At 69.3% G+C, this 14,286-nt stretch carries 9 protein-coding genes and 1 riboswitch; all 9 genes read right to left on the bottom strand.

Translation table 11 applies throughout. The annotated features are described in order from the left end of the window. Positions 1-331: 331 nt before the first annotated feature. The 9 genes from mraY to Aco03nite_RS06295 all read right to left on the bottom strand — a co-directional run bounded on the left by mraY (position 332) and on the right by Aco03nite_RS06295 (position 13,917). Entirely contained in the window at positions 332-1,450 is a 1,119-nt protein-coding gene (mraY, locus tag Aco03nite_RS06260) for a phospho-N-acetylmuramoyl-pentapeptide-transferase (protein WP_203793800.1), read from the bottom strand. Positions 1,451-1,454: 4 nt separating this feature from the next. Next, positions 1,455-2,834 carry a UDP-N-acetylmuramoyl-tripeptide--D-alanyl-D-alanine ligase gene (locus tag Aco03nite_RS06265; RefSeq protein WP_203793801.1) on the bottom strand — a complete coding sequence of 460 codons (1,380 nt, stop codon included), beginning with the start codon at positions 2,832-2,834 and terminating at the stop codon, positions 1,455-1,457. Beyond that, complete coding sequence (locus Aco03nite_RS06270; protein ID WP_203793802.1) at positions 2,831-4,336, bottom strand: UDP-N-acetylmuramoyl-L-alanyl-D-glutamate--2,6-diaminopimelate ligase; 1,506 nt, start codon at positions 4,334-4,336, stop codon at positions 2,831-2,833. The genes Aco03nite_RS06265 and Aco03nite_RS06270 overlap by 4 nt, the downstream gene beginning before the upstream one ends. Positions 4,337-4,392: 56 nt before the next feature. Next, positions 4,393-6,813, bottom strand: a complete 2,421-nt coding sequence (locus Aco03nite_RS06275; protein ID WP_239144950.1) for a penicillin-binding transpeptidase domain-containing protein — start codon at positions 6,811-6,813, stop codon at positions 4,393-4,395. A gap of 7 nt (positions 6,814-6,820) precedes the next feature. Continuing rightward, on the bottom strand, positions 6,821-7,621 hold the full coding sequence (gene ftsL / locus Aco03nite_RS52710) for a cell division protein FtsL (RefSeq protein ID WP_239144951.1): 801 nt from the start codon (positions 7,619-7,621) through the stop codon (positions 6,821-6,823). Between the two features lie 153 nt (positions 7,622-7,774). Further along, complete coding sequence (rsmH, locus tag Aco03nite_RS06280) at positions 7,775-8,956, bottom strand: 16S rRNA (cytosine(1402)-N(4))-methyltransferase RsmH (protein ID WP_203793804.1); 1,182 nt, start codon at positions 8,954-8,956, stop codon at positions 7,775-7,777. Between the two features lie 228 nt (positions 8,957-9,184). After that, positions 9,185-9,616, bottom strand: coding sequence for a division/cell wall cluster transcriptional repressor MraZ (gene mraZ / locus Aco03nite_RS06285; RefSeq protein ID WP_203793805.1), 432 nt, complete (start codon positions 9,614-9,616; stop codon positions 9,185-9,187). A 2,189-nt stretch (positions 9,617-11,805) separates the two neighbouring features. Then, positions 11,806-12,699, bottom strand: coding sequence for an IS982 family transposase (locus Aco03nite_RS06290; protein ID WP_203793806.1), 894 nt, complete (start codon positions 12,697-12,699; stop codon positions 11,806-11,808). A gap of 429 nt (positions 12,700-13,128) precedes the next feature. Beyond that, positions 13,129-13,917: a C40 family peptidase gene (locus Aco03nite_RS06295; protein ID WP_203793807.1), complete on the bottom strand. Its 789-nt coding sequence runs from the start codon at positions 13,915-13,917 to the stop codon at positions 13,129-13,131. A gap of 39 nt (positions 13,918-13,956) precedes the next feature. Then, a riboswitch (cyclic di-AMP (ydaO/yuaA leader) is annotated at positions 13,957-14,146 on the bottom strand. Positions 14,147-14,286: the final 140 nt, after the last annotated feature.

Consider the following 14,286-nt stretch of genomic DNA (forward strand, 5'->3'; position numbering starts at 1 on the left):
GACGGCACCCGCGGCTCCGGCTGCACCGGCGGCGCCCGGTGGGCCGGCCTGGTTCCACCAGCGCAGAACCTCGCCCTTACGGCATTTCTTGGTGTCGGCGGAGACCAGGCGCATCTCGCCGGTCTTCGACTTGACGCAGACCTTGATCACGACCGGGGCGGCGGCCACCCGGACCTGCGAAGGCTGGGAGCCGGCCAGCGCCGCGGTGGTGCCGGCGAGTGCCAGCATCCCCGCGGAGGTGCCGATCGAGACGAGTACAACCCGTGGAATCACCTGGTCAGCGTAGGAAGACCAAGGCCTCGTACGAGGTGGATTCCGGTTATCGGGTCGTCTAGCCCATGACCGCCAGGTGTTCGCTGTAGAACAGGCCGAGGCCGATGGCCGCGCAGATGCCGGCGATGATCCAGAAGCGGACCACGATGTTGACCTCGCTCCAGCCCGCCAGCTCGAAGTGGTGCTGCAACGGCGACATCCGGAACACGCGCTTGCCGGTGGTCTTGAACGAGATGATCTGGATGACCACGGACATCGTGATGATGACGAACAGGCCGCCGATGATGACCGAGAGCAGCGTGGTGCGGGTGGCGACGGCGAGGCCGCCGATCAGGCCGCCGAGCGCGAGCGCGCCGGTGTCGCCCATGAAGATCCGGGCCGGGTTGGTGTTCCACCAGAGGAAGCCGACACATGCCGCGGCGGCCGCGGCGGCGATCATCGCGATCTCGAGGGGGTCGCGGACCTGGTAGCAGTGCTGCGCGGTCAGCGAGCCGGCCTCGCCGACGTAGTCGTCGTCGCCGCACCAGTGCCGGTACTGCCAGAAGCCGATCAGCGAGTACGCGCCGAGGACCAGGATGGACGCGCCGGTGGCGAGGCCGTCGAGGCCGTCGGTGAGGTTCACGCCGTTGGACATCGCCATGATCACGAAGACGAAGACCATGACCGAGCCGACCTTGCCGACGTTCAGCCAGTCCACGTCCCGGATGAAGGAGATGTTCTCGCTGACCACGGTCTGGCCGTTGGTGCTCGGGAAGTTGAGCGCGGCGATGCCGAAGGCGGTGCCGATCAGCAACTGGCCGAGGAGCTTGCCCTTGGCGCTGAGGCCGTCCGAGTTCTTCTTCCGCACCTTCAGGAAGTCGTCCAGGAAGCCGACGGCGCCACAGAACACGAACAGACCGAGCAGGACCAGGGCGGTCATGGTCGGTTTCTCCTGCGCGATCTGCCGGTCCGGCAGGGTGGTCAGCGCCAGGTGCCCGGCCACGTACGCGAAGACGGTGGCGATGATGAATGCCACGCCGCCCATCGTGGGGGTGCCCCGCTTGCCCATGTGGGTGGCGGGGCCGATGCTGCGGATCGGCTGTCCGGCCTTGAGCGCCGAGAAGACCTTGATCGCGATCGGGGTGCCGAACAGCGAGATGAGAAAGGCGACCGCGGCCGCGACGATTACTGCCCTCACGGGCTCAGACCTCCTCGGTACGCCGCAGCCAGTCGGCGACGTCCCATGTGCGGTAGCGGGAACCCTTGACCAGCACGACGTCGTCGGCGCGCAGGTCGGCTTGCAGGATCTCGATCGCGCCGGCCTGGTCGGCGGCGAATCGGGCGGTACCCGTCCAGTCCGGCACTCCGGTGGCGCCGTCCAGGATCGGGCGGGCGTTCTCGGCTACCGCGATCAGCCGGTCCACGCCCAGTTCGGCGGCGAGCCGCCCGACCTCGGCGTGCCCGCTCGTCTCGTGTTCCCCCAGCTCGGCCATGTAGCCGAGCACGGCGGTGGTGCGACGCCCGGATCCCATCGCGGCCAGCGCGCGCAGGGCGGCGGCGGTCGACGAGGGGTTGGCGTTGTAGGAGTCGTCGATGAGAACGGCCCCGTCGGGCCGGGTCACGACATCCATCCGGCGGCCGGACACGATGCCGACCTCCCCGAGCGCGGTGACCAGGTCACCGAACTCCATTCCGGCGGCGAGGGCCACCGCGGCGGCGGCCAGTGAGTTCGCCACCTGGTGTTCGCCGGCCACGGCAAGCCGCACCCGGCCGGACTTTTCGCCGGAGATCAGAGAATATGAGGCTTTTCCGTAGTTATCAACATCCACATCCGTAGCCCGGACGGACGCCGACTCAGCGACACCGGTCAGAACCACCGGGGCCGCAGTACGCGAGGCCATCGCCGCCACCCGCGGGTCGTCCGCGTTCAGGATCGCCACCCCGGACTCCGGCAGCGCCTCGACCAGCTCGCCCTTGGCCTGCGCGATCAGGTCGACCGAACCGAACTCGCCGACGTGCGCGACACCCACGTTCAGCACCACGCCGATCGACGGGCGGGCGATCTCGGTCAGGTACCTGATGTGGCCCACCTTGCGGGCGCCCATCTCCAGCACCAGGAACCGGGTCGCCTCGGTCGCCTGCAGCACGGTGTACGGGAATCCCAGCTCGTTGTTGAGCGAGCCGGGCAGCGCCACGGTCGGGCCGAGACGGGACAGCAGCTGCCCCATCAGGTCCTTGGTGGTGGTCTTGCCGGACGAGCCGGTCACCCCGACCACGGTCAGCTTGTCCAGACGGGACACCACGACCCGGGCCAGCTCGGCCAGCGCGGCAAGGGGGTCCTCGACGACCACCCCGGGGAACGCGGTCTCCCGGGTGCTCAGCACCGCGGCCGCGCCCGCCGCCACGGCGGTCCCGGCGAAGTCGTGACCGTCCACCTTCTCACCGGGGAACGCCACGAACAGTCCACCGGGGCCGATCTTGCGGGAGTCGTACTCGGCGGCGCCGGTGACGGTCACCGAGGCGTCGCCGACGACGCGCCCACCGGTGATCGTGGCGATCTCGTCCAGGGTGAGAGGGATCATGCGCGAGCCTCCAGTGCGGCGGACAGTTCGATGCGGTCGTCGAACGGCAGCACCTCGCCGTTCACCTCCTGGCCCTGCTCGTTGCCCTTGCCGAGCACGGCGATCACGTCACCGGCGGACGCCATCCGGACCGCCTCGGCGATGGCCGCCCCACGACCGGCGACCTCGACGACCTTGGCCGCCGAGTGGGCGGCCTCGGCTCCGGCGCGCACGCCCGACCGTACAAAAGCCGGATCCTCGGTCCTGGGGTTGTCGTCGGTGACGATCACCAGATCCGCACCGTGCGCGGCGGCCTCCCCCATCAGCGGGCGTTTGCCCTGGTCACGGTCGCCGCCGGCGCCGATCACGCAGATCAGCCGCCCGCCGCGGGCCTCGGCCAGGTCACGCAGCGCGGCCAGGGCGGCCACGATCGCGTTGGGTTTGTGCGCGTAGTCGACGACGCCGAGGATCTCGCCGGACGCCGGGACCAGCTCCAGCCGGCCGGGCACACCGCGGCAGGCCGCGATGCCGTCCCCGGCGACCTGCGCGTCCACCCCGGCGGCGACCAGCAGCGCCAGCGCGAGCAGCGCGTTCGCCACGTTGTGCAGGCCGGGCAGCGCCACACCGGTCGCGACGGTGACCCCGTCCGGCCCGTGCGCGGTGAAGCGCTGACCGAAATCGGACGGCCGGACGTCGGTGGCCCACCAGGTGGCGTCCGCCGACCCGGCGGCCGAGTAGGTGATCGTGGCGTCCTTGAAGAGCGGCCGCAGCGCCGGGTCGTCGAAGTTGAGGACCTCGGCGGCGGACCGGCCGTCGAACAGCCGCGCCTTGGCCTCGAAGTAGTCCTCAGAGGTCGGGTGGAAGTCCAGGTGGTCCTGGCCGAAGTTGGTGTAGCCGCCGGCCGCGAACCGGATGCCGTCGGCCCGGCCCATCACCAGCGCGTGGCTGGAGACCTCCATGACGACCGCCTCGACACCACGCTCGACGCCGGCGGCCAGGATCGCCTGCAGGTCGGTGGCCTCGGGGGTGGTGCGCACGCTCTTGACCACCAGGTCGCCGAGCCGCGTCTCCACCGTGCCGACCAGACCGGTGACCTTGCCGGCCGCCCGCAGCCCGGCCTCGACCAGGTACGACGTGGAGGTCTTCCCGGCCGTCCCGGTGATACCGATCATGGTGAGCCGCCGGGACGGGTCGGAGTAGATCGCCGCCGATGCCGCGCCGAGCACCGCCCGTGGATCGTCGGCCACCAGCACCGGCAGCCCGGCGGCGAGCGCGCGGTCACGCCCGGCCGGATCGGTCAGGACGGCTGCCGCACCGGCGCGGGCGGCGTCCGCGGCGAACTCCGCGCCGTGCCGGTTCGCACCGGGCAACGCCGCGTAGAGATCACCCGGACGAACCTCTCGACTACTGTGAGTTACTCCGGTAACCGGGACGTCACCGCCGGTCAGCTCTGCCGATAACAGTTCCGCGAGCCGCGCCACCAGGCACGGCTCCACGGTCTCGGGACGTGGAATGCCGGACACGGCGTCAGACCCTACCCCGTCTCTGGGAGCGCGCTGTCAACGCCATGCGACCCGGGTCATTCCTTGATCTTGAAAGTGGGCGCCTCGGTACCGGACGGCGGCACATGGTTGTGCAGCAGCGCGTACGACATCATCTCGCTGAACGCCGGCGCCGCCACGTCGCCACCACCGCCGGTGCTGACGTCCATCGACACCGCGATCACGTACCGCGGGTTCTCGGCCGGCGCCATCCCGATGAACGAGCTGGCGTTGTGGCTGGTGTACTGCCCGTCGATGAGCATCTTGCCGGTGCCGGTCTTGCCCGCCACCCGGTAACCCTTGACCGCCGCGGCGCCACCCGTGCCACCCTTGACGTCGACCACCGCCTCCATCATCTCGCGCAGTTGCCGGGCCACCTCGGGCCGCAGCACCTCGTGCGTCTTCGGCGCGGCGGCCGGGGTCACCGCACCGTCCGTGCCGGAGATGGTGGCCTTGATCAGGTGCGGCTGGATGTAGGTGCCGTCGTTGGCGATCGCGCCGTACCCGGCCGCCATCTGGATCAGCGTGGCCGAGACACTGTGGCCGATCGGCACCGACCCGTACGACGACCCGCTCCAGTCCTCCGGTTTGAGCAGCTCACCGGCCGCCTCGCCGGGCATGCCCTCGCCGGTCGCCGCACCCAGCCCGAACTTCTGCTGGTACTCGTAGACCTTCTCCTTGCCGAGCTTGTCGGCGATCAGGATGGTGCCCACGTTGGACGAGTAGGCGAGCAGCCCCGGCAGCGTCATCCGGGTGCCGGGATCCTGCGGGTGGGTGTCGTTGAAGGGGGTGTCGCCCTTCTTGATCCCCGGACCGATCGTGATCAGATCGTCCGGCTTGATCAGGCCCTCCTGCAGCGCCGCCCCGAAGATGAACGCCTTGTGGCTCGACCCCGGGTCGGTGATCACGCTGGTCGGCACGTCGATCCGGTCCTCGGCGTCGACCTTCTGCCAGTTCGCCGCGTTGTACGACGGGTAGCTGGCCTGCGCCATCACCTCGCCGGTCCGGGCGTCCAGCACCACCGCGCCGGCGATCGACGCGTTCTTCTTCTTGGCCTCCGCGTCCAGCACCCGCTGCACCTGGTACTGCAGGTCCTGGTCGATGGTGAGCTGCAGCGAGCTGCCCGGCTGGGCCGCGGTGTCCTGCTGGAACCCGTCCGGGATCGGCTTGTTCAGCTTGCTGCCCGCGCCGACCTCGAAGACCCGCTTGCCGTCGGTGCCGTGCAGCAGGTCGTCGTAACGCGCCTCCAGACCCTCCAGGCCGCGCTGCTCGTCGCCCGCACCGGTGAACCCGATCAGGTTCGAGGCCAGATCCTTGCCCGGTACGTCACGCCGCTCGTCCAGGTGCGTGTAGATGCCCGGCAGCTTCAACGCGTCGATCTTGTCGGCCACCGCCACGTTCACACCACGGGCCAGGTAGCGGAACTTCAGCCACCCCTCCACCAGCTTGGTCCGCTGCATGTCCGCGATCAGCTCCGACTGCGCGACGCCGAGCAGCGGCGCGAGCTGGGCCGCCGTACCGGGGACGTCCTTCTGCAGGTCGGGGTTCTCCGGGTCGGCGTAGACGTACCGCGCCTCCACGCTGTGCGCGAGCACGTTGCCGTTGCGGTCCAGGATGCTGCCGCGCGGCGCCGGGAGCGTCATGCTGCTCAGCCGGTTCTCCCGCAGCTCCAGCAGGCTCGCGGCCTCCTCCGGCGACGTCGCCACCTGCAGCACGACCAGGCGCACGCCGATGGTGACGAAGAGCGAAAGAGCCAAGACCGTGCCCAGACGCAGGCGACGGGTGCTGTTGGCGAGTTTCGGCGGTTCGGCGAGGGTCGGCCTTTTTTCCCTGCTGGTACGTCCGGAGGGGCCCCGTCCGCGGTCGGAGACCCGTCTGCCGGTGTCCCTGCGGTCCTTCGGCTCCCGCGACCGCTGCTGACGGTCGTCGCTCGTTCGCCGGGAACGGCCGTCCTCGCGGGACCTCGTCGTGCTCCGGCCGCGCGGCTCGGTGTCCCGCGGCTCGGTCTTTCGCTGCGTCCTCCTGGGCGGCTCGGTGTCCCGTGACGCCCTCTTGACCGGCTCGGTGTCCCGCTGCGTCCTCCTGGACGGCTCGGTGTCCCGCTGCGTCCTCCTGGACGGCTCGGTGTCCCGCTGCGCTCTTCTGGCCGGCTCGGTGTCCCGCTGGGCCGGTGGCTGGTCGGCCTTGCGGCCCCGGGCGCGCTGGGTGGTCTCGCCGCCGTCGAGGACCTGCAGGGCGGGGCGGAACGGGTCGGCGTTGCGGCCGTTGCCGCGGGGCACCCGGCCCCGCTCGGCCACGGTCCGGCCGCGCGGGGTGTAGGCCCGCGCGTCGCCGATGCTGGAACGGCCGCGACGGCCCTCGCGCGGGTCGTCACCCGGCTCCTCGCCGGGCAGGTCGGGTGACGAACCGCGCCGGGTCAGATTCCCCCGGCGCGGTTTCTCGTCGTCTCTCGGCGGCACTGTTCGCCTACTCCCCGGTCTTCGTGGCGTCGGCACCCGGCCCGCTCTGCGCGGTGTCCGTGCCCGAACCACTCTGCGCGGTGTCCGTACCCGAGCCGCTCTGCATCGTGTCCGTGCCGGCCTTCGCATCTCCGGCGCCGGCCTTCGTGGCGTCCGCGCCGGCGTTTGTGGCGTCCGCGCCGGCGTTTGTGGCGTCCGCGCCGGCCTTCGTGGCGTCCGCGTCCGTGCCGGCCTTCTCGGTGCTCTCGTCGGCCGGCTTCTCGCCGAGGCCCTTGCCGCTGGTCGGTGAGGTCGGGCCCTGGCCGGGGGTGAGCGGGCGGATGATGTCGCCGTTCGGCAACCGGAGCACCGCGGGGTCGTCGTGCGCGACCAGGCCCAGCCGGCGGGCGGCGGCGGTCAGGTTGCCCGGACCGGACGCCTCGACCAGCTGCCGTTCCAGCTCCTGCTGCTGCTTGTCGAGGACGGTCTTCTCGTTGCGGAGGGCGTCGAGACGGAACGACTGCTCCATGGTCTTGGTGCTGACCAGCAGGATGCCGACGATACCGACCAGGATCACGGCGATGATCGCGACGGCGAAGGTGGCGCGTGGCGCTTGGATCGGCAGCGGAGGAGCCACCCAGAGGCGGGGACGGCCACCCGGCACCGGTGGTGTCTCACCGGTCACCTCGATGGAGAGCGCGGCGGCGCCGTCGACGGGTGCGGCCGTGTCCCGGCCCTTCCCGCTCCGGATCCCTGACCGGCGCGTGTCGGCCCCCTCGGATCGGCGCGCCCGTGCGCCGCCGGTCCCGGTGTCGGCATCGCGGCTCACCCGGCGCTCCGGCCCCCCGGCCGTACCCCGCGTCCGCTCCCGGCCCCCCGACCGCGACGCTGTGGATCGCTCGCTCATGCTCTTCCCTCCCCCTCTTCTCTTCTCGCCCCCGGGCGTAACCGCCGCGTTCCCCCACCCGTTGGGAACTCGGTGTTACTCAGGCATCCCGGTCCGGGGATGCCCGGCGCTCCGGGACCGCTCGCGGCCGGCCCCCGGCGCCTTGCCTTCCGTCCCGGACCGCTCGCGGTCGGCCCCGGACGCCCTGCCTTCCCTTCGGGGCCGCTCGCGATCGGCTCCGAACGTCTTGCCTTCACTCCGGGGCCGCTCGCGGTCGGCTCCGAAGGCCTTGCTGAACTTCTGCGCCTGTTCCTGCTCGTCGATCCGTTCCACCGCCCGCAGCTTCACCGAGGCCGCCCTGGGATTGGCGGCCACCTCGGCCTCGCTCGGCAGCTCCGAACTCCTGGTCAGGAGTTTGAGGCTGGGACCGCTTCCGGGCAGCTCGACCGGCAGGTCGATCGGCCCGGTGCTGCGCGCCCTCGCGGCGAGCGCGCGCTTCACGATCCTGTCCTCCAGAGATTGATAACTCATCACCACAAGTCGCCCACGAGGCGCCAGAACGTCCAACGCCGCCGGAACCGCCCCTTCCAGGGCCTCCAATTCGGCGTTGACCTCAATACGTAGTGCCTGAAAGGTCCTTTTTGCCGGATTTCCACCTGTTCGCCGCGCGGCGGCCGGGATCGCGTCCTTGACCAGCTCGGCCAGCCGTGCCGTGGAGGTGATCCGCCCCTTCGCTCGCTCCCGCACGATCGACTGGACGATCCGCGGAGCGAACTTCTCCTCGCCGTACTGCCGCAAAACGCGAACAAGATCACCCGGCTCGTACGAGTTCACGACCTCCTCCGCGGTCACGCCCCGGGACTGGTCCATCCGCATGTCCAGCGGAGCGTCCTGGGAGTACGCAAAACCGCGGTCCGCCTCGTCCAGCTGCAACGAGGACACCCCGAGATCGAAGAGCCCACTGTGGATCGACGGAATGCCCAGCTCACCGAGGACCCGCGGCAACTCGTCGTAGACCGCGTGAACCAGATGCGCCCGATCACCGAACCGGATCAGCCGATGACGGGCGTGCGCCAGCGCCTCGGTGTCCCGGTCGAGTCCGACCAGGACGACGTCCGGGTACCGCTCGAGAACCGCTTCGGCGTGCCCGCCCAGACCCAGCGTGAAGTCGACGTGAACGGAACCAGGCAACCTGAGGGCGGGATCGAGCAGTTCCAAACAGCGCTCGAGCAGCACCGGCACGTGTGTGCCCCGCGGCTCCCCCATGAAGACCCCCATTGCCGTAACCGCTCGCGTTTCACTCGTTTGTTCCATGTCGCCGTTCGGCCCGGTCGCCCGTCCGTACCGCCAGATCCCCATCCGCTCTGAAGCCCCGGGCCGGCGAACCGGCCCCGGACACGCGCCTGGCGCCGGGGAAGAGGCGCCAGGAGCGGGAGCGGCTGGAGATCTCGCAGTACGGCGGCAGTGGCGTCCGGGCCGAAACAGCAGCCCACCGAGTGCCACGCCTTACAGTCCGCCGGGCAGCACCCCCTCCTCGATGTCGGCGAACTCTTCTTCGCTCGCCGAGAGGTAGTCGTCCCAGGACTGCTTGTCCCAGATCTCGACACGGGTGCTCGCACCGATCACCACGAGATCGCGATCAAGACTGGCATAACCCCGCAAATGGGCCGGAATCGTCACCCGGCCCTGCTTGTCGGGAACCTCGTCGTGCGCGCTCGCGAAGAACACCCGGCTGTAAGCCCGGGCGGCCTTGTTGGTGACCGGAGCCTCACGCAGCTGACCGGCGATGCGCTGGAACTCCGGCATCGGGAACACGTAAAGACAGCGCTCCTGCCCCTTCGTGATCACGACACCTCCCGCCAGCTCATCACGGAACTTCGCCGGGAGGATCAGCCGGCCCTTCTCGTCGAGGCGCGGAGTGTGCGTGCCGAGAAACACCGGCCCCCACCCCCTTGCCGTGGCGGCCGCCCCATCGCGGAGGGAGCGGATCGCCTGTCAACTCGGGCCGGCAGGTCCGGCGTCGCTCCTCCGCCCTGCCACTGTGCTCCACTCTACTCCACTTCCCTCCACCTGCAACCCGAACGCAACCCTTCCCGAGCCGTTTTCGCAGACGTAATCCCAGTTCAAAGGCGGTGGAGCGAACGCACCCCCACAGCCATGATCAACTCCGTCCAGTTTCCGACATCGAGCGCTCCCGGTCGCAAAACGCCCACACTTTCCCCCACCACTGACCGCCCCCCTTCCCCCACCCCGTCCCGTTCCGCCCGTTTTCCAGCCCACAAACCACCCCACCCCCACCACCGACCCCCTACCACCACCCACCGGTGGAGGGAAGTGGAGCGCCCCCGTGGAGGAAAGTGGAGCACCCTCAGGGAGCGAAGTGGAGCATCCCAGCGGAGTGAAGTGGAGCCACCGAGCAGAACGAAGTGGACCACCCTGACCGCCGAAAGTGGATCCCGCCTGGAGGGCCGCCCTGGAGGGCCACCCGCCTGGACCCCGAAAGACAAATCCCTCCAGGAGGCCGCCCCGCCGAAAAGCGGTCCCCACCAGAAGGCGGTCCCACCGAACAGCGGTCCCGCCGAAGGACGGAGCCCTTCAGGACGCTGCCTCACCAGAAAGCCGTCCTACCGAACAGCGGTCCCACCGGAGGACGGAGCCCTTCAGGACGCTGCCTCACCAGAAAGCCGTCCTACCGAAAGGCGGGATCCACCAGAAGGTGGTCCCACCGAGAGGCGGGGCCGCCAGAAGGTGGTCCTACCGAAAGGTGGGGCCGCCAGAAGGTGGTCCTACCGAAAGGTGGGGCCGCCAGAAGGTGGTCCTACCGAAAGGTGGGGCCCGTCAGGACGCCACCCCACCAGAAAGTGGTCCTACCGAAAGGCGGGGCCCACCAGAAGGTGGCCCTACCGGAAGACGGTCCTTTGGGAAGGCGGGGCCCGCCAGGACGCCGCTCCACCGGAAAGTGGCCCTACCGGAAGACAGTCCTTCGGGAAGGCAGGGCCCGCCAGGAGGCAAATCGCCGGCCAAGGGCGGAGGGTCGCCGGTCGAGCAGCCTGGAGGATTGAAGGCCCGGCCGACCTCGCGACGCGAGCCAGCCGCTCGACGCGAGGCCGACCGTGCAACGCAGGCCGGTTGTGTAACGCGGGCCGACCGTGCAACGCAGGCCGATTGTGTAACGCGGGCCGATTGTGACGCAGGCCGACCATGCGACGCGGAACAGCCCGCCCATCGATCCCTTGCGCTGTCCGGTTTCGGATCCCGCGCTTGCCGAGCATCCACCGGCCCACTCCCCCGCGTTGTCACCACGCCCACTCATCCCTGCCGTTGCCGTGCACATTCCTCGCTTCGCTGAGCGGGTTCCGTCTACTTCGCAAACCCACCACACCAGGACACGGCTGACGTCGAAGGCAGGTTGCACCCCAAACAGCCCAAGTTTCGCGATCGCCTGAAGGCAACCCTGGCTCAGCGAACCGCGAGGAAGAACCGCCGCAACGCGGGCCGCTTACGGTTCAGTTCGCGCCCAAACTCAACGTGGTGTGTTGCGGCCTGACCACCTACCACTCACCACACGCGATCGAGCTTTGGAGCACACGAAACAGGCCCGAGACGCGTGGTGAGGTTCGGATCCGGGACCGCGCCATGCGGGAGGCGCCGGCCACCACCCAGGCGCGCGGGGCGAAGGAGGGCGTGGGGCGTGGGGTGCAGAGGGCACGGGACGCGAGAGCACGGGGCGGGGGCGAGAGAGCGGGGCCTGAGGCAAGGCGCCTGGAGGCAAAGGTGCCTAGGGCCGCCCGGCCTGGGAGCGCCCGGCCTGGGAGCGCCCGGGTCCGGGGCCGCACGAACCTAGGAACGCACGAACCTGAGAGCGTGAAGGCGAAGGAGCCTGGGGCGCTGGGGCGGCGGGGCGCTCGCGTGGAAACCGGTTCGGACATGCCTGTGGGGCGTGACCCGAACCGGGTCACGCCCCACAGGAAGGCGTTGCTATTCCTTACTTACTGCAGCCGCTGCGCGACGCAACTCACTGGAACTGTTGCGCTGGGGAACCCGCTGCGGCCGTTGCGCGACGAAACCTACTGCCGCCCAACGACGAAACCTGCTGTCGCACCTAGACGAGTAAGTCCTAACCGGGGTCAGTGGTCGTAGGCGATCAGTGACCTGGTCAGGGGCTGACCGGTGGTGCGGTTGTGCCAGATCGCGGCGGTCATGGCGAGGATGCGCTGGGCGATGCGGACGGTGACGCCTTCGATGCTGCGGCCGCCGTGTAGTTCGAGGTCGAGTTGGCCTTTCAGCGTGTCGTTGACCGACTCGATCAGTTGGCGTACGGGTTTGAGCAGGTGCTCGCCGGGTCGTGGGGTCCGGTTGCGGTAGGACGGCCGTAGGAGTCGGGCTCCGCGTTCGGCGAGCCAGCGGTCGAGTTCGGCGGAGATGTATCCCTTGTCCGCGATGATCAGCTGTCCGGGACGTGTGGCGAGAAGACCGGGATCCTCTTCGAGGGCTGCGGCCAGGACCTGCCGGTCGTCTGCCTTGGCGTCGGCGAGCGACCAGCTGATCGGCAGACCGGAGGGTGTGCAGATCAGGTGCAGGCGCAGTCCCCAGAAGAACCGTGAATGCGATGCGCAGTAGCCGTAGACGGCCCAGCCGGCCAGGTCGGAGCGTTTCACGGTCGGCCTCGACCGGCCGCATTCGACCGGGGTGGAGTCGGTGACCCAGACGTCGTCGAACCACAGATCGGTGTCCGCCGCCACCAGGCGGATCGCCTTCTTCAACAGCGGCAACGCGGCCCGTAGCCGCTTGTTGTAACCCGACTGGCCCGGTAGGTACGGGAACGCTCCGGGCAGATGCCGGGGCAGAAACCGCAGCCACCGCGCCTCCGACCTGATCCCGAGCAGTGCCTGGGCGACGGCCATCGTGATCAGTTCAGCATCGGACAGTTTCGGCGGACGGCCGGTCCGGCGGGGCTTGTCGAGCCAGTCGTCGATCTTCACGTAGAGTGCGGTGAGAAGGGTGTGGATGTCTGTCGTCACAAACAGATCATCGACACCCTTCACCTTTACCCGGGTCACGCGCCCAACTGAGCGCTGGTCCCGCGTACAGGTCTCACACCGCAACTCACCAAGCCAACGAGTTAGGACTTACTCGTCTAGACCTGCTGTCGCACCAGGAAGGGCGTCGCACGTAGACCTGCTGTCGCATCAAGAAGGGCAACGGATGCCTGCCGCCACGCAACGGGGGACCTTGCGGGGCAGGCGCCGATGCCTGCTGTCACGCGACCGACCTGGTGTCGTACACCAAGCTGGGCCTTGTCGCCGTTGAAGTGGGAAACCGTTGGGGATGTCGGGGGAACGGTTCCCGCCGGAACGATGGCGCGGTGGGGCGATGGCGCGGTGGGATCAGCCGCGCCCACGCGACATCAGCCGCGCCTAGGCGGCGACAAGGCATCAGCTATCGGCGTACTAGGCGACCAGACGCCGTACGACATAGTTGCTGTTCCAGATCTTGTGCTTGCCGACCCGCGCACCGGTGTGGGGCGAGTCGTAGATGTAGCCGTTGCCGGCGTAGATCCCGGCGTGGTAGCCGTACGAGCCGTTGCGGAAGATGATCAGGTCGCCGACCTGCTTCTTGCTCTTGGCAACCGACTTGCCGTACTTCTGCTGCGAGTTCGCCTTGTGGGGCAGGCTCTTCCCGGTGGTCTTCTTGTAGACGTACTTGGTGAAGCCCGAGCAGTCGAACCGCTTCGGTCCGGACGCCCCGTACTTGTAGAGCGCGCCCTTGTGCTTCTTCGCCTCGGCGAGGACCTTGGCGCCGCTGGCGACGACCTTGACCTTGACCTTGGTCGTGACCTTCTGGTTGTAGCCGGAGCCGGTGAAGATGGTCCGGACCCAGAGGGTCGACTTCGGCTTGGCGGTCAGGGTGACCGCGCCGGTCTTGACGGTGTCGGTGTCCAGGTTGCGCCATGCGCCGTTGCTGTAGCCCTGGAGACGGACGGTGCCCTTGGCGACCTTGCCGGTGGCGGGGTCGATCACCTTGGCGGTGACCTTGAGGGTGGAGCCCCACTTGAGCTTCCGGGTGCTGGTCGTGGACGCCAGCGAGGGTGTGACCTTGACCGCGGCCGTGGTAGCGGCGACCGGGGTGACGGCGGTGGGCGCAGTTGCCGCCGAAGCGGGCGAGGCTGCGACCAGCTGGCCGGCACAAAGGCAGAGACCCAGGGACAGTGCGACGGTGCCGGGGCCGAATGCGGGCATGCGGCTGCGACGGCTCGAACTGTGTTCGTGCACGGTAGAGAGTTCCCTCCGGCACACCTGCGAGGTTAGCTGTCGGGTTCGGGCGGAAGGGCTTGCCCGGCCGCGGGTGGGCGGCTTCACCCCAAGGTCCGTCCCGGGGACGCCGCAGTGGAGCCGGCGTTTCGGGAAGGACCGCAATTGGGTCCCCCGTCCCTGCCCCCGATTGCCTGGTTGTCGGCTTGCTTGCTGTGTCGCACCGGTCCGGCCCGGGGCAGGGCTCGGCGTGAACCGATCCGGTGCGGCCGTCGGCGAAGTGCCGTCGGCGGATTCCTTGGTACCCGACTCAGCCCATGATCGTCAGCATGAAAACCATCACCCTCGGTAATTGCT

Source organism: Actinoplanes couchii, from assembly GCF_016862075.1.
Taxonomy (GTDB): Bacteria; Actinomycetota; Actinomycetes; order Mycobacteriales; family Micromonosporaceae; genus Actinoplanes; species Actinoplanes couchii.